The organism is Myxococcus sp. NMCA1 (genome assembly GCF_026810205.1).
GTDB lineage: Bacteria > Myxococcota > Myxococcia > Myxococcales > Myxococcaceae > Myxococcus > Myxococcus xanthus_A.
The window spans coordinates 458,396-473,821 of record NZ_CP113950.1 but is presented as its reverse complement, the minus strand read 5'-3'; the positions used below and the strand labels follow the sequence as shown (position 1 = coordinate 473,821).

At 69.5% G+C, this 15,426-nt stretch carries 16 protein-coding genes; 6 read left to right on the top strand and 10 right to left on the bottom strand.

Annotation, left to right across the window (positions count from 1 at the left end; genetic code table 11):
* The first annotated feature begins 68 nt into the window (after positions 1-68).
* On the top strand, positions 69-779 hold the full coding sequence (locus OZ403_RS02085; RefSeq protein WP_268783340.1) for a C40 family peptidase: 711 nt from the start codon (positions 69-71) through the stop codon (positions 777-779).
* A gap of 96 nt (positions 780-875) precedes the next feature.
* Here the strand turns inward: OZ403_RS02085 and OZ403_RS02080 are convergent, their stop codons facing one another.
* Entirely contained in the window at positions 876-1,751 is an 876-nt protein-coding gene (locus OZ403_RS02080) for a LysR family transcriptional regulator (protein WP_140786838.1), read from the bottom strand.
* Between the two features lie 109 nt (positions 1,752-1,860).
* On the opposite strand from OZ403_RS02080, the gene OZ403_RS02075 reads away from it, so the two are divergent.
* The gene (locus tag OZ403_RS02075; RefSeq protein WP_140786837.1) at positions 1,861-2,160 is read left to right on the top strand and encodes a YiaA/YiaB family inner membrane protein; all 300 of its coding nucleotides are present in this window, start codon (positions 1,861-1,863) and stop codon (positions 2,158-2,160) included.
* Between the two features lie 4 nt (positions 2,161-2,164).
* Here OZ403_RS02075 and OZ403_RS02070 read toward each other — a convergent pair whose 3' ends face one another.
* The 5 genes from OZ403_RS02070 to OZ403_RS02050 all read right to left on the bottom strand — a co-directional run bounded on the left by OZ403_RS02070 (position 2,165) and on the right by OZ403_RS02050 (position 6,721).
* A complete protein-coding gene (locus OZ403_RS02070; protein ID WP_140786836.1) occupies positions 2,165-2,938 on the bottom strand; it encodes a DUF4157 domain-containing protein in 774 nt (257 codons plus the stop codon).
* A gap of 10 nt (positions 2,939-2,948) precedes the next feature.
* On the bottom strand, positions 2,949-3,482 hold the full coding sequence (locus OZ403_RS02065) for a hypothetical protein (RefSeq protein ID WP_237077953.1): 534 nt from the start codon (positions 3,480-3,482) through the stop codon (positions 2,949-2,951).
* A gap of 380 nt (positions 3,483-3,862) precedes the next feature.
* Positions 3,863-4,243: a DUF4419 domain-containing protein gene (locus tag OZ403_RS02060; protein WP_237080137.1), complete on the bottom strand. Its 381-nt coding sequence runs from the start codon at positions 4,241-4,243 to the stop codon at positions 3,863-3,865.
* Positions 4,244-4,357: 114 nt separating this feature from the next.
* Entirely contained in the window at positions 4,358-5,452 is a 1,095-nt protein-coding gene (locus OZ403_RS02055) for a type IV pilus twitching motility protein PilT (protein ID WP_140786835.1), read from the bottom strand.
* A gap of 27 nt (positions 5,453-5,479) precedes the next feature.
* Complete coding sequence (locus OZ403_RS02050; protein WP_268783339.1) at positions 5,480-6,721, bottom strand: metallophosphoesterase; 1,242 nt, start codon at positions 6,719-6,721, stop codon at positions 5,480-5,482.
* A gap of 121 nt (positions 6,722-6,842) precedes the next feature.
* Between OZ403_RS02050 and OZ403_RS02045 the strand changes: the two genes are divergently transcribed.
* The 3 genes from OZ403_RS02045 to OZ403_RS02035 all read left to right on the top strand — a co-directional run bounded on the left by OZ403_RS02045 (position 6,843) and on the right by OZ403_RS02035 (position 9,694).
* Complete coding sequence (locus OZ403_RS02045) at positions 6,843-8,204, top strand: IS701 family transposase (protein ID WP_268782815.1); 1,362 nt, start codon at positions 6,843-6,845, stop codon at positions 8,202-8,204.
* A gap of 143 nt (positions 8,205-8,347) precedes the next feature.
* A complete protein-coding gene (locus OZ403_RS02040; protein ID WP_268783338.1) occupies positions 8,348-8,842 on the top strand; it encodes a hypothetical protein in 495 nt (164 codons plus the stop codon).
* Between the two features lie 54 nt (positions 8,843-8,896).
* Entirely contained in the window at positions 8,897-9,694 is a 798-nt protein-coding gene (locus tag OZ403_RS02035) for a TIGR00266 family protein (RefSeq protein ID WP_140786832.1), read from the top strand.
* Positions 9,695-9,725: 31 nt separating this feature from the next.
* Here the strand turns inward: OZ403_RS02035 and agmC are convergent, their stop codons facing one another.
* The 4 genes from agmC to OZ403_RS02015 are packed head-to-tail and all read right to left on the bottom strand — an operon-like array spanning position 9,726 to position 13,955.
* Complete coding sequence (agmC, locus tag OZ403_RS02030) at positions 9,726-12,086, bottom strand: adventurous gliding motility protein AgmC (RefSeq protein WP_140873062.1); 2,361 nt, start codon at positions 12,084-12,086, stop codon at positions 9,726-9,728.
* 58 nt (positions 12,087-12,144) lie between these two features.
* Positions 12,145-12,642: a hypothetical protein gene (locus OZ403_RS02025; protein ID WP_140786830.1), complete on the bottom strand. Its 498-nt coding sequence runs from the start codon at positions 12,640-12,642 to the stop codon at positions 12,145-12,147.
* A 13-nt stretch (positions 12,643-12,655) separates the two neighbouring features.
* A complete protein-coding gene (locus OZ403_RS02020) occupies positions 12,656-13,159 on the bottom strand; it encodes a cupin domain-containing protein (RefSeq protein WP_140786829.1) in 504 nt (167 codons plus the stop codon).
* 16 nt (positions 13,160-13,175) lie between these two features.
* Entirely contained in the window at positions 13,176-13,955 is a 780-nt protein-coding gene (locus OZ403_RS02015; RefSeq protein ID WP_268783337.1) for a class I SAM-dependent methyltransferase, read from the bottom strand.
* A 106-nt stretch (positions 13,956-14,061) separates the two neighbouring features.
* Between OZ403_RS02015 and OZ403_RS02010 the strand changes: the two genes are divergently transcribed.
* Positions 14,062-15,357, top strand: coding sequence for a citrate synthase family protein (locus tag OZ403_RS02010; RefSeq protein ID WP_268783336.1), 1,296 nt, complete (start codon positions 14,062-14,064; stop codon positions 15,355-15,357).
* The last annotated feature ends 69 nt before the right edge of the window (positions 15,358-15,426 follow it).

The window sequence follows — 15,426 nt, the reverse complement described above, 5'->3', positions numbered from 1 at the left end:
CCTTCGAGAATAGGTGCAAGACGTACATGCGGCGCCCCCGTGCCGCTCTACCCCCCTACGGAGCCCCCATGAGCAGCAGCTACCGCATCAAGTCGGGCGACACCCTCTCCCACCTGGCGCAGCGCTACAACACCAGCGTCAGCGCGCTGATGAAGGCGAATCCGCAGATCAAGAACGCGGACCTCATCTACGCCGGCAAGTCGCTGAACATCCCGGGTTCGCGGGACTCCTTCGAGAGCGGCTCCGCGGGTGGCGCGGGTGGCGCCACGGGCGGTGGCGGCAGCAGCGGCGGTGCGCAGGGCGTGCAGGGCCCCAGCAGCTCCGGCCCCGGCATCCGCGGCCCCAAGGGCAGCCCCTTTGAAATCGCGTCGCAGCACCTGAACAAGAACGCGAGCTCGCTGAAGCTGGAGAAGAACGGCGTGGGCGCGGACATGGAGGACTGGGTCCCCAACAACGTCAACTGCGCCAACTTCGTGTCCGCCGTGCTGGAGCAGGCGGGCCAGATTTCCGACGCGCAGCACGACAACAGCGTGATGGGCCTGATGGCCAAGCTGGACAGGGACTCCAACTTCAAGCGCATCGACCTGAAGGACGCGAAGCCGGGTGACGTGGTCTCCATGAAGACCAACGGCGGCCAGCACGTGGTGATGTTCGCGGGCTGGAAGGACGGCAAGCCGACGTTCATCGGCTCCAACAACGTCAACTCGGATGGTTCGCAGCGCGTCACCATCTCCAGCATGAACTACCCCATCATGGCAGTGCACCAGTACCAGGGCTGAGCGCCCGCACGAACATGAGCGAGCACCCACGGGGCTCCGCGTCCGACCTTCCAGGCGGACCCGGGGCCCCGCTGGCGTTCACGCGCCCGCGACGGCTCAGAGCCGCGGCGCCAGTTGCAACGCGGCCTGGATGAGCGGGCTGCGTGCGGCCGTCTTGCGCCAGGCGGCGTGGACGGTGCCGGTGCCCGCGCCCGGAAGCGCCTTGGACACCACGCCGGCTTCGCGTGGACCTCCCGGCAGGAGCGAGGCCAGCAGTGAGAAGCCCAGCCCCGCGGCCACGAAGCCCAGAATCGTCTCCGAGGAATCCGCGGCGTGCAGGCGCCTGGGCGTGACGCCCGCCCGCGCCAGCGCCGCGAGCTGCAAATCCCTCAGGTACCGGTCCGTGCTGTAGGCGATGAACGCGTCGTCACGGAGCTGCTCCAGCCGCACCTGCTTCCGCTTCGCCTGCGGGTGGTGCGCGGGCAGCACGAGGAAGGGATGCGTGCGCCCCACCTCGCGCGTCTCCACGTCATCGGGCACCGCCGGCAGATGGTCCACCACCAGGTCCGTGTCCCCCAGGCGCAGCACGTCCAGCGCGGGCGTCTTGGATTCGAAGAGGGCGACCTCGATGTCCGGCCGCTTCGCCTGGAGCTTGCGCAGCCACGCGGGCAGCAGGTGCCGCAGCACGTGGCCAGAGGCATGGATGCGCAACGTGCCGCCCACCTCGCCCTTGCGCAGCGACTGCACCACTGTGTCCAGGCCTTCGAGGAACGGCGCCACGTGCGCGTACAGCGTGCGGCCTTCGGGCGTGAGCACCACGCGGTCCTTGCCCACGCGCTCGAAGAGCGGCACGCCGACCTCCGCCTCCAGCCGCTTCACCTGCTGATGAATTCCCGGCTGCGTAATCGGATACGGGAAGGTGGGCACGGCGCGCGCGTACCCTTCCGCGCGCGCCACCCGGTAGAAGCCTTCGAGGCGCTGGAGCTGAATCATTCACTCCAGGTTATCAATGGCACTTTGATTAGTTCCATGCGCTTTACGGCGGAAAGGCGCATGGTTCTTCCCGTCAGCGAGCACGACTCGCCACGAGGAGGAAGTCGCCATGTCCCGCGCCACGCCGAAGGTCGTCGTTGCCCACAGCTCCGCCTGGGTCGCCCAGACCTGGCTCTCCTTCGTCCTCTCCGTCGGAGTGACGGCGGTCGGTATCTGGAACCTGCCCGTGGACATCTGGGTGAAGTCCTTCCTGGGCATGGGCCTGCTCTTCACCGTCGGCTCGACCTTCAGCCTGTCGAAGACGGTGCGTGACCAGCATGAAATGGACCAGCTCGGCACGCGGCTGGATGAGGCGCGCGTGTCCCGGCTCCTCTCCGAGCACGACCCGCTGGCCCCGCCCAAGCTGTGAGTGCTCAGGGCGCGCCGCGGCCCGCGTGCAGGCAGACCACGGCCTCATCCAGCAGGTCGAGCGCCGCGTCGGACCAGCCCCGCAGCTTCATGCGCGGGGACACAGACGTGGTGACGGGGATGAGGCCGGCGACGGCGGCGTCCTCGATGAGCTGAGCCTGTTGCTCGGGATTGAGCTGGGCCCAACGCTTCTCGCGGCTCACTCCCTTGCGCCAGTCGTATCCATCGCCGGACCACTGCGCGGCCAGGGCGGCGCTCAGGTAGGCCGTGCCGCCGTGCTGGTGCTGCCACACGTGCGTCAGCTCATGGACGAGCAGGCCGAAGTCCACGCCCCCGCTCCGAGGCGGAACGAAGACAGTGTTGCCGTGCGCGAAGGCCCGCCCGGGGAGGCCCAGCAGTCCCAGCCGGCCGACCTTCACCCGCACCGCCGCGTAGTTCAGGCTGTCTCCGAAGACGGGTCGCAGACGGACGATTTCATCCGCCGTGAGGCGGCGGCCCGGCGGCTCCAGACCGACCAGCACCTGCACCGAGCTGAGCACGCGCCCGCCCACCATCAACACGGCATCCGCGGGAAGCTGCGCCACGCGCGTCAGTCCCTGGCCCAGTTGGGGCAGTCCCTCGCGAGGCCGGCCGCGCGCGCACTGCGCCACGCCTCCGCCCATCGCCTTCAGCACCACGCCCACGCTGCGAGCCACTCCCACCGACGCGCTCGTGACACCGGTGAGCAGACCCCGGCCCGCATCCACCAGCCGATCAGAGAAGGTGGACGCGTGGCTCATTCCATGTTCCTCAGCGCCCCGCCGCCATGGCGCGCAGCCCGGAGAGGCCCATGACGGACTCCACCAGCGTGCGCAGCGCACCCGGGCGCCACGGGCGGGACAGCGCGAAGTGCGTGAGGCTGGAGGCGCTGTAGGCCGCCGCCACCTCGGGACGGAAGTGGGACGACACGAGGATGCGCGGCCCCGCCAGGTCGCGCTCCACCAACCGCGCCAGGAAGGTCGGCACGGCCGCTCGCTCCACGGAGTCCAGGTCCACGACCACCGCCTCGGGCACCACGCCCAGGTCCATCCGACGGTCCGCCGACGCGATGCCCAACGTAGGGACCAGCTCGAAGTCTGACGCCAGCTCGCGGCCCATGGCCAGCCGGAAGAGCGGCTCCTCCGAGACGAGCATCACCCGAGGCCCCTTGGGCACGCTCCGGTGACGCCGTGCGGGCGCGGGAGTGGGCTCGATGGGAAGACGCAGTGCGCCAGCCTCCACCAGGTGGCGGGCATCGAGGAGGGACTGCGCACGGCGAATCAGGGGGGAGGGGGCGCTGGACACAACACGACAATAACCAGCAATAGCGGAAATATCAATCTTTGCTTCAATTTTCGGACATAGTTCCTGGTTTACTGGACCTCCAAACCCGCGGAGACGGACGCTTTGACACGTCCGTTCAGTGGGTCGGAAGTAACACCTATCCAGGTGTATCGGGTCTAGAGTGACCCGTCGTTTCAGGTGGGGACAGGTGCGCTCGCGTTACTTGCGCAGGCGTTCCCAGGGCAACAGCCGGCCGCCGAGCATCCCCAAGACGGGGAGGTCGGTGGAGCCGCCGTGCTCCAGTGCGTGCATGAGCACAGCCACGAGGGAAGTACCAACGACAGGAACCTCCGCGGCCGGTTGCTGGGCGCTCAGGAGGCGCATCCCTGGCCGCCCACCCGTTACGATCCAGCCATCAAGCTCGAGCCCATCCACCTTGGGAGGAGGCGGCTGGGGCACCAGTTGGCTCGCTCGACGGTCAGCTTCTTGCGGCCCTCATGCCGGACGAGGCGGTCACGGAGGGACTCCCCGTTCAACCGGATGTGTTGCGCCACGCCCTGCGCCATCGTGAGCCAGATGGCGTCCGGCGAGAGCACCAGCGGCCGATGCTCCGCGAAGGCCGTGTGGACGGCGGCGAGCAACGGGTGCACGCCATGCGTTTCCAGCACCCGCGTGTCCGGCCCGGGCGCCATCCAGAGCGCATCCTCCACGAACGTCCCCAACGGCGCGGTGACAGGAGGCGTCGAGGCCTCCTCGACGGCATCCACCTCGAACGTCAGCATCGGCAGCCCCCTCAGCGTGGCGTGGATTCGACGCCGCCGACCTACGCCTCAGGGGCCCCGCCCTGACAGAAAGCGCCAGCCCTGCCCCCTCGGGCAAGGCGGCGCTCGTGGCGCTCACTCGAACTCGAGCGCGCGCTGGAAGTCGGCCGGGTTGGAGGCCGCGCTCTGCGCCGTATCCAGGGTGATGAGCCCCTCCCGGTAGAGCTGCGTCAGGTGCTGGTCGAAGGACTGCATGCCGAACATGTCGCGGCCCTTCTCGATGACGTCCTTCAGCTCGTTGGCGCGGTCGTCGCGGATGTACTGCTCCACCGTCTTCGTCTGCACCATGATTTCCAGCGCCACGGTGCGACCCTTGCCGCTGGCCCGGGGAAGCAGGCGCTGCGACACCGTGGCCTTGAGGCAGTCCGCCAGGCGCATGCGCACCATCGTCTGCTCTTCGGCGGGGAACACCGACACCAGGCGGTTGATGGTGCGTGACGCATCCGTCGTGTGCACCGTGGAGAGCACCAAGTGGCCCGTCTCCGACGCCTTGAGCGCGATGTCGATGGTCTCCGTGTCGCGCATCTCGCCCACCAGGATGACGTCCGGGTCCTGGCGCAGCGCCGCGCGCAGGGCAATCGCGAAGCTCTGCGTGTCCGGACCAATCTCCCGCTGGGAGATGGAGGACTTGATGTTCTTGTAGATGAATTCGATGGGGTCCTCGATGGTGAGGACGTGCAGGTTCTCCGTGCGATTGATGTGGTCAATCATCGCCGCCAGCGTGGAGCTCTTCCCCGAGCCCGTCGCGCCCGTCACCAGCACCAGCCCGCGCTCGTTGCCGGCAATCTTCTTCAACACCTGCGGCAATCCCAGTCCGTCAATGGTTGGGATTTCATCCGGGATGATGCGCAGGATGCACGCCAGCGAGCCCCGCTGCCGGTAGATATTCACCCGGAAGCGCGCCACGCCCGGGAGGCTGTAGGACGCGTCGCACTCCTGAAGCGTGTCAATCTGCTTCTTCACCTCGGGGTCCGACACGACATGGACTGCCACCTGTCGCGTGTGGTCCGCGTGAAGCTTCTCCATCTTCAAGGGCCGGAGCGCGCCATTGACCCGGTAGATGGGCGGGTCCCCCGGCCGGAAGTGGATGTCCGATGCACCGTTCTGCACACCGACCGCGAGCAGCTTGTTGAGCGTTGCCAGATCCAGGGGAGTGACCCTCTTCAGCAAGGAAGGTCCCGGATTCTAGGCGGATACTCAACAGTTGCACATGGTGTGCAATGACCCCGGGGCAGGCACCAGGGTCAGCTCCGCAATCTCAGGCGAGGGCCCCAACCGCAGCGGCGGCCCCCAATAGCCTGTCCCCCGATGGGTATAGACGCGCACCCCGGCAATGGTGGCCAGACCGCGCACCACCGGCTGCTGCAACTTGATGAGGAACATGAAGGGAAACACCTGTCCGCCGTGCGTGTGCCCGGAAAGCTGCAAGTCCACCATCACGCCAGCCTCCGCCACGCGCAGGGCGGACCGGGGCTGGTGGGCCAACAACAGACGCGGCACGCCCCGCGGCGCCCCGCGCAGTGCCAGCTCCGGACGGCTGGCATGCGAGGGAATGATGTGCCCCGCGTCATGGTCCGTCACTCCCGCGATGGTGAGCCGCGCTCCGTCGCGCTCCACCACCCGGTGCTCGTTCTGAAGGACGGTGAGGCCCAGGCGCGCCACCTCCGCCGCCCAGGCCGGGCCCCCGTGGTAGTACTCGTGATTGCCGGTGACGTAGAAGACGCCCAGTGACGCGCGCAGCTCCGACAGGGGCTTCACCTCGTCCCGCAGCGCGTCCACGGTGCCGTCCACCAGGTCGCCCGTCACCGCCACCACGTCAGGCTGGAGCGCGTTCACCTGCTCCACCACGCGCCGCAGCCATCGTCCGTCCAACGTGGGCCCCACGTGGATGTCCGAAATCTGCACCACCTTCATGCCGCTGAGCCCAGGCGCCAGGCCCACCACCGGCACCATCACCCGTTCCACCGTCGCCCGGCCACGCGCCGTGATGAAGGCGTACACCACCGCCGGCACCGTCACCCCCACCGCCGCCAGGGCCTTGCCCCGGGTCAGGGCCAGCGCGTCCGTCACCACGCCCGACCACGAAAGGCCCAGCCCCACCAGGTCCGCGACCACCACCGCGCTCAGCAGGATGCCGAAGGCCCCCAGCCACACGTAGGACGTCCACTGGAGCGCCTGCGTCCAGAAGGTCGGTTCGCGGCGCGACGCCACCATCCCCACTGGCAGCGCCAGGAAGAGCAGCGCCACCAGGACGGGCCCCAGCCATGCCCACGGCAGGGGCAGCTGCGGGCTCACGAACAGGCGCACCGCGATGTACGCGTGCAGCCCGCCCATCAGCGTGAGGATGCCACCCAGCGACATCAACCACCGCAATGCCAGCGACAGGGACACTCTGGGCCGCCGGGCCTCCGGCTCCACACCTGGGGTCAGCTCCGCCACGAACGACGTCCTCCTTCTCACCGGTGCCAGCCATGACCGCGCCCGGAACGCGGGGACATAACGACCGCCTAGTACTACCCGGTCAGATGAATCGGGCGCGGTCGCCCCGTGTTGACGGAGCATGACGCCTGCCCAGTTACGCAAGCTTGACCGGGAGCTGAGCGAGTTCCTGGACTCGATGACGGAGGGAATGGGCCGGACCGAGAGACGTCGCGCGCTCGGCGGCTACCTCACCGGACTGCTGCTCGACGGAGAACGCAAGAGCATCGAGCCCATGGCGGCCCGGCTCGTCGGAGCGCCCGAGCAGACAGAAGCCATGCGTCAGCGGCTTCAGCAGTGCGTGTCCGGCGCGGCTTGGGACGACTCCGAAATGCGACGACGCCTGGCGCGGAAATTCGAGCGCGAGCTGCCGGGCCTGGAGGCCCTCGTCATTGACGACACGGGCTTCCCAAAGAAGGGCGTGCATTCGGTGGGGGTGGCGCGCCAGTACTCGGGCACCCTGGGGCGGACGGAGAACTGCCAGGTGGCTGTCAGCCTGCATGTTGCTGGAGAGAAGGGCAGCGGCTGCATCGCCATGCAGCTGTACCTACCTGAGGAGTGGACGCGCAGCAGGAAGCGCTGCAAGGCCGCGGGTGTCCCGTCTGGAGTGAAGTTTCAGAAGAAGTGGCGGATAGCGCTGAGCCAGCTGGATGACGCCCTGGCGTGGGGCGTGCGCCGGCACCTCGTCCTGGCCGATGCCGGGTACGGCGACGCGCGAGAGTTCCGCGACGGCGTGCGCGAGCGGGGGCTGCATTACCTGATGGGCGTGCAGGGCTCGCACAAGGTGTGGCCGCCCGGCGCCAAGCCGCGCAAGCCCGAGAGGGAGCCGGGCCAGAACGGGCGCCCGCGCACGCGCTACGTGGCCGAGGGCGTGCAGCCCTGGGCCATCGAGGAGTTGGCGCGTCAACTTCCCAAGGAGGAATTCCAGACAGTCTCTTGGCGTGAGGGCAGTCGGGGCGAGCAGTCCTCCCGCTTCGCCGCCGTGCGCGTGCGGACGGCGGAGCGGCACGTCCAGCGAGCTGCGCCGAGTGAAGAGGTGTGGCTGCTCATCGAGTGGCCCCAGGAGGAGAAGGCGCCGTCGAAGTACTCGCTCTGCTCGCTGCCCGCGAACACGCCGCTCAAGGAGTTGGTGCGCTTGTCCAAGCTGCGCTGGAGAGTGGAGCGCGACTACCAGGAACTCAAAGGCGAGGTGGGGCTTGACCACTTCGAGGGGCGAGGGTGGCGAGGCTTCCACCACCACGCCACCCTCTGCATGGTCGCCCACGGATTTCTCGCGCTCCGCCGAGCGCTTTTCCCCCCGGAGGAGAACACGCTGGACGCTGCCCGAGGTGCGCCGCCGCCTTCAGTACCTGCTGCTGCGCCGCATCGGCCACTGCCCCCTCTGCCTGCGCCATATCAGCGCCCGCGCACCTCCTCGGGGGCCGTCACGCATGTGACCGGGTAGTACTAGGGCCGATGCCCGGCAACCCGCCCGTACGCCAGGCGGGTCAACGCCTCATCTCGTGCACCACACCTAAGACACGGGCGACGGGTTGGCGAGCCAGCTACGTTCAAAGCATGAGAACTTCACGTATCTTCACAGCCGCAATGCTTGCAGCGGCAGGCTCGGCCTGGGCCCAGCCCGTCCAGTACCTGGACCTGCGAACGCCTCGGGTCGCGCTCAACGCGCGTGTCACCGACCGCGACCTCACCAGCCCAGACCTGCAGGTCGGCTTCAGCGACGACTTCTTTCGAGGCCGCGCCTTCGGCAGGCCCCTCAACCTCACGCTGGACGCCGCGCGGATCCGCGGCATCTATGGAAGCGGTCCCGTGGACCTGCGGATGACGCAGGAAGAAGGAGCCCTGCGCGCCAAGGGTACGTTCGGTGGGCAGCTCACCGACTTCCAGGTGACGCCGCAGACGTTCAAGGGCGACGTGGGCCGGTGCAGCTACCAGCTCAAGGCCTCCGAGGAAGGCCGCTATCAAGGCTGGCGTTCGTGTCTCGCCGGATTGGAGAACCCGGTATCGCTGTCGATTCCGCCTGTCATTGGCGGCGACGACGCCCGGCTCGTGGCCACCCTGGCTTTGATTCTGTCGCGGTAGCCCACCGCGGGGCGGCTATGGTGCGCGCCGTTTCCCTCACGACGGAGCGCATCCATGGCACGCATGCACGAAGTGGACTTCCACATCTACGGCGAGGACCTGCAGTTCGTCGAGGTGGAGTTGGACCCGGGAGAAGCCGCGGTCGCCGAAGCCGGCACCCTCATGTACATGGAAGACGGCATCGAGATGGAGACCATCTTCGGTGACGGCTCGGAGAAGACGAGTGGCTTCTTCGGTTCGCTGCTCGGCGCGGGCAAGCGACTGCTGACGGGCGAGTCCCTCTTCACCACCGTCTTCCTCAACAAGAGCGGTGGCGGCAAGCGCAAGGTGTCCTTCGCCGCGCCCTACCCGGGCAAAATCATCCCGGTGAACCTGGGTGAGCTCGGTGGCGAGCTGATTGCGCAGAAGGACAGCTTCCTCGCCGCGGCCAAGGGCGTGACGCTGGGCATCGCCTTCCAGAAGAAGCTGGGCACCGGCCTGTTCGGCGGCGAGGGCTTCATCATGCAGCGGCTCCAGGGTGACGGGCTCGCCTTCATCCACGCCGGCGGCACGCTGCACGAGCGCACGCTGGGCCCGGGTGAACTGCTGCGCGTGGACACCGGCTGCATCGTCGCGTTCCAGCCCACCGTGGACTACGACATCCAGATGGTGAGCGGCATCAAGACGGCCTTCTTCGGCGGCGAGGGCCTCTTCTTCGCCACCCTGCGCGGCCCCGGCAAGGTGTGGCTCCAGTCGCTCCCGTTCAGCCGGCTCGCGGGCCGCATCCTCTCCGCCTCGCGCCCGGGTGGCGCTCGCGACGAGGGCAGCGTGCTGGGTGGTGTCGGCCTGGGCAGCCTGCTCGGCGACGACTAGCGCACCGGGCAGGCCGGCCGTTCGCGGACCGCTATCCGCGCCGCCGCCGCGACAGGCCGGCCAGTCCCGCCAGCAGCACCCAGGAGCCCACCACGCCCACGGGCGATGCGCCGCAGCCACACCCCACGTCGAGCGCCGCGGGCCCCCGCACCTCGAAGCCCGTGGTCCGCGAGCGCGCCGGCACGCGGCTGGAGGTGACGAGTTGCTCCTGCGCCGCGACGCTGTGCGAGCCCACGGACAGCGCGCTCTCGCGGGGCACCTGGTAACGGAAGGCCCCGGTGTCATCGGCCGTCACCGTGGCGACTTCACTGCCATCCACCTCGATGACCACCGTGGCGCCAGCCGTCGCCGCGCCCGCGAACAGCGGCGTGGAGTCCACCACCTCGCCATCAGCGGGAACCACCAGCACCGGCCAGCCGTCCTCCGGGACCTGGGTGCCGCCATCTCCCTGGGACGTGCCCGCATCCTGCCCGGACGTCCCTCCGTCACCCTCGCCGCTCACCGCCTGGGACTCGAATCGGATGGGCTGCGAGTAGGGCCCGCTGATTCCCGCCTCGTTGTGCGAATGAACGGTGACGAAATGAGGACCCGGCGTCAGCGGCGATTCAGCAGGCCACTGGTAGCGGAAGCGGCCCGCGCCATCCACGGGGATGATGACCTCGGGGCCATTGTCCACCTCGATGCCCACCGTCTGCCCGTTGGGCGCGACGCCCGCGAACAGCGGCGTGGTTCCCACCGTCTCCCCGTCCTGCGGAATCACCAGGATGGGCTCCACCACCACGCCACCATCCTCCAGGGTGGCCGCGACAGAGAACGACACAGGCGCGGAGGGCGCGCTGTACGCCCCCAGCCCCTCCGTCACCACGTGGACCGTGTGCGTGCCGACATCGAGCGGCGCCTGCTGCGGAGGGATGCCAGCGGTGAACACACCATCCGCGCCAGAGCTCACCTGAAGCCGCTCCACGCCATCGACGAACACGAGGACTCGAACGCCAGGGTCCGCCTGGCCTTCGATGCGAGGACGGTGAGGAACGCCCACCGCTCCGGACACGGGAGAGCTGACAGACGGCGTCCCGGGCGTGCGGTAGGCCACGTGGTATTCCTCGGCGAAGCCTTCGCTCCCCGTACCCGCGCCATGCGTTCCACCATCCGACGGGGTGAGGGTCCCAGCAGCGCCGCCCGACATGCTCCTGGGACACGACGCCGTCGCCCCTTGCAGCAGCACGCCGCCGCCACCACCACCGCCGCCCGGGCCGAGCACCCAGCCCGGGTAGCTGACGTTGCCACCGTTGCCGCCTGCGGCTCGGGCGCTCCCGCAGGACAGTGAGTCCTGCGCGCGAAGGATGAGGACACCGCCCGCGCCACCACCGCCCGCGCCATCGTCGCCCGGCGTGTGGCTGGCGGCGAGCCCATCCGCAGAGAAGCGCCCGGCGCCCGAAAACGCCCTGGCCCGGATGAACACAACTCCGCCGCCCGCGCCGCCACTCGAGCCCAGGTCATCGTTGCCCTCCCCCGCGCCACCGCCACTCCCGAAGACAAACTTGTCGATGAGCGAGTACTTCGCGGGCGCGCCACCGAAACCGCCCTCGTCCCGCGTCATGTCCGCCTCCGATGTGCGGCCCCCGACACCGCCCCGGCCCCCATTCCCGCCTCCGCCACCACCCGCGTTGTGGCAGTTGCCACCGCCGCCCTCACCCGCCACGGAGCCGCGCCCCGAGGCCGTGCCGAAGCGGCCCATCCGCAGGCCCTCCCCTTTGTAGGCACCACCTGCCTCGGGAGTGAGGTCCAGGTCGGTGCAGCCAATGAGGTCCGCGTGATTGACGAAGAGCCCGCCCCGGAAGCCCATTCCTTCCGCGCTGATGAGGCCCTGGTTCGTCACCGTGCCCGTGGCAAGGAAGGCCAGGATGCCGCCGCTGCGCCCATCCCATGGGCGGGCCATGACGGTGGCGCCCGCGGACACGAGGACGTTCGTGTACTCGGGCACGGAGACCACCTGCGCGCCGGGCGCGGTGTAGGCATGCACCAGGGGCTCGGAGAGGCGCAGCACGGGCGGCGAGGCCGTCACGGCATCCACGCGCGCCAGCTCCCAGTGGCCCATCCGTCGAAGCTCCAGGGTGCCGCCATCGCTGGAGACCACTGCCTCCTGCGCCCCACCACTCTGATGGAGGAGCACCAACGTGCCGGCGGTGAAGCCCGAGACGCTTTGCACCGGAACGTCGCGGGCGCCGGCCACCGCGAGGTCCGTCAGCGGCGTGGCGGCATTGAGGACGCGCCCCACCGTCGAGACGGACAGCGCGCCATCGCGGCCCGAGCCCAGGCCGAAGGAATCCAGCTCCGCCAACGCGGGGGACGCCGGGAGCAACACGAGCAGGCAGGAGAGGACGAAGCGCATGCCCCCTCATGCTGCCTCAGAAACCGGGTCTACCGCGAGTGCGGGCCCCCTGGGGGACTCACTCCCCCGAAGGGTTCATCAGCGCCCGGGCGTTGCGCGGTGCGAAGAAGGGCTGGCGCGCGAGCCTCGGCAGGGCGCGCTTGTCCACGCACCAGAGCTGGAGCGCATCCTCCCACTCGCCCAGCTCGGCCACCGCGCGCACGTCCGGCGCATCGCGATAGAGGCTGTTGAGGTTGTGCACCAACGCGGACAGGTCCTCCACCTCCCAGCGCTCCGTCACGTCACCGGCCATGACGTGGAGCTCCAGTACGGGGCGCTCGCGCACGTCCACCACCTTGAAGCGGCGGGCCGCGCCGCCCATGGCGGTGGTGAGCGGCCCCACCAGCTCGTCGGCGCGCACGCCGTACCCCACGGACAAGCCGCCTTCGAGCAGGCCCGCGTCACACAGACGCAGCATGGACACATGGGGAGGCTCGCCACGCGGCAGCAGCGCCGCGGCGGCATCGCGGTCCTTGAGGAGTCGCTCCTGGATGAGCACGTCGAGCAATGGGGCCATCGAGACCCACAGCCTATCGCTCCTCACCGCTCCAGTAGTCCACCTCCGCGGAGAGGGGCAGCGTGGTGAACAGGGTCCGAGCCGCCTTGTCGCCCCCAGGAGCACTGCCCGCGGAGATGACCACCTTCCCTGAGTCCGGGTACACCATGACGTCCGGCTCCACCATGGTGGAGAAGGCGAGGTAGCGCAGCGTCTCAGTTCCGTCGTTGAGGAGCTGGTGCGCGCCACCAGGCCCCACCGGCAGCGCCACGTAGTCGCCCGCTTTGATGGCGACAGTGTCGTCCCCCAGGCGCAGCCGGCCCGTGCCCGCGAGGATGAAATAGGCCTCTTCGTTGGCCAGGTGGTAGTGCCGCGGCCACGCGTGTTTGCCGGGTGGCAGCTCCATCAAGCTGCACCCCAGCTTGCGGCCCTTGGCGGCGGCGCCCAGCTGCTTGCGGCGGTACTCCACCCGGGGACCTTGCGTGACTTCGATCCAGGGAAGCTCGGGCTCGTGGACGACGTGAGGATGCGAAGAAATGGGCAGGTGCTCCTGTTCAGGGTCGCGTCGCGAGCAGCGCGAAGACGCGGTGGGGAATGCCGAGCGGGTCCGCCGGAAAGCTCCCGGCGAGCAGGTCCGCGAGCGCGGCGTCGAAGCGGCTCACCGTGCTCGCGGGCATGGACGCGCCCACCTTCGCGCTGGCGCGGATACGGCCCCGCCACGCGCGGTGGCTGTACGACACGGACACGTCGAAGGAGAACGAGGTGAGCCGGGTGAAGCCCGCCTCGGCGGCGTCGCGGAACCACGGAGGATAGACACCGGAAGACTGGCTCAAGGGCACGAAGGGCGCGGGCGCGCCCGGGTTGAAGCGCTCGATGAGCCACTCGGTGGCCTCCACCACGTTGCCGGGCAGCGGCAGCCAGTCGAAGTGGGCGATGACCAGACGGCCCCCGGGAACGAGCAACCGCGCGGCCTCACGCGCCGCGGCGGGCCGGTCGAACCAGTGCCAGCACTGTCCCGCGACCACCAAGTCGAACGCCTGTGACGGCAGGCCCGTGTTCTCCGCGGGCGCCTGTCGGAAGTCGATGCCCAGGCCCATTCCAGCAGCGAGCCCACGGGCGGCATCCAGCATGTCCGCGGACACATCCAGCCCCGTCACCACGGCGCCGCGCTGGGCCAATCCCCGGGCCACCGTGCCCGTGCCCGTCCCCAGGTCGACGGCGCGGAGGCCCTGACGAAGGAGGCCCTCCTTGTCGAGCCGTTCGAAGAAGGCTTCCGGAAAGCCCGCCCGGTGCCTCACGTAGTCCGACGACGTGCGTCCGAAGTCCACCTGCATGACAGGCTCCTCTCCTCGCGGGCACATGCGGGCCCCGCCGACCTGGGGACGCATCGACACGTCATCCAGTCGAGTCGACAATGGCCTTCGCGGAGGTGCGTGAGACATGAGTAGGCCCAAGGGCGGACGCTCTCAATCTCGATTCGACCATCGACCTGAGGAGGAACTGGTGACCGCGGCACAGGCCGCCGCGCTCCTGGGCGTGAAGCGAGCCACGCTCTACACCTACGTGAGCCGAGGCCTCGTGCGCTGCGTGCCGGAGCGAGGCACCAAGGAGAACCGCTATGTGCGCTCCGACCTGGAGCGCCTGAAAGCGCGGCACGACGCGAGAGCAGGACACGCAGCGGTAGCCTCGGGCGCATTGCGCTGGGGCGAGCCCGTCATCGACTCGTCGGTGTCCCGCGTGGGCGCGGAGGGGCTCGCGTACCGCGGCCACTCGGCGGTGACGCTCGCGGTGGAGGGGCGCGCGTTCGAGGACGTGGCCGAGCTGTTGTGGATGGGCACGCTGCCCGAAGAAGCGTCACGGTGGCCCTCACCCGAGCCGGCGTTTCCACCATCCGAGCTGGCGAAGCTGTTGCCCCGTGGAACACCTCCCGTGGCCGCGCTGTCTGCGCTCGTGCCACTTCTAGGCACACGGGACCAGGTGCGCTTTGCCTCTCCGCCCGAGCAGGAGCGGGCCCGCGCCCGGAGGTTGCTGCGCCACCTGTCCGCGTGGGTCTGCGTGGCGAACGCGCCGGGGCGGGTGACGCAAGCCTTGAACGAGCCCACGGTGGCGCAATCCCTGGCGCGCGCCTGGAACACCCGCCTGAAGCGCGCACCGGAGCTGCTCAACCGCGCGCTGGTGCTGTGCGCGGACCATGAGCTGAACGTGTCCACGTTCGCCACGCGCGTGGTGGCCTCCTCCGGCGCGGACCTCTACGCCTGCCTGAGCGCCGCACTGGCCGCGCTCTCCGGCCCCAAGCATGGAGGGGCTTGCGACCGCGTGGAGGCATTGCTCGTGGAGGTGGGACGGCCGGAGCGTGCCGCGGAGGTCATCCGGGAGCGGCTGCGGCGCGGTGAGGCCATCACCGGCTTCGGCCATCAGCTCTACCCGGACGGAGACCCGCGAACGCCGCCGCTGGTGGAAGCTGCTCGTGCCGTGAGCCCCGAGGCTGCCAGTGTCCGTATCGCCAGCGCCGTGCTGGAAGCCATGCGCGCGGCGGGACATCCGCCCCCGTCCGTGGACTTCGGGCTGGTGATGCTCGCCGGAGCGCTGGGGCTGCCTCCGGGCGCTGGCGCCACGCTGTTCGCCGTGGGGCGCGCGGCGGGCTGGGTGGCCCACGTCCTGGAGCAACGCGAGCAAGGCCACCTGCTGCGCCCCCGGGCCCGCTACGTGGAAGCGAAGCGTCCAGGCACGGCGTGACGCGGGACTAAGCCAACGGCCACTGTCGCCTGCCGCGCACCCAACGAAGTCCGTCGTTGGAGGCACGCA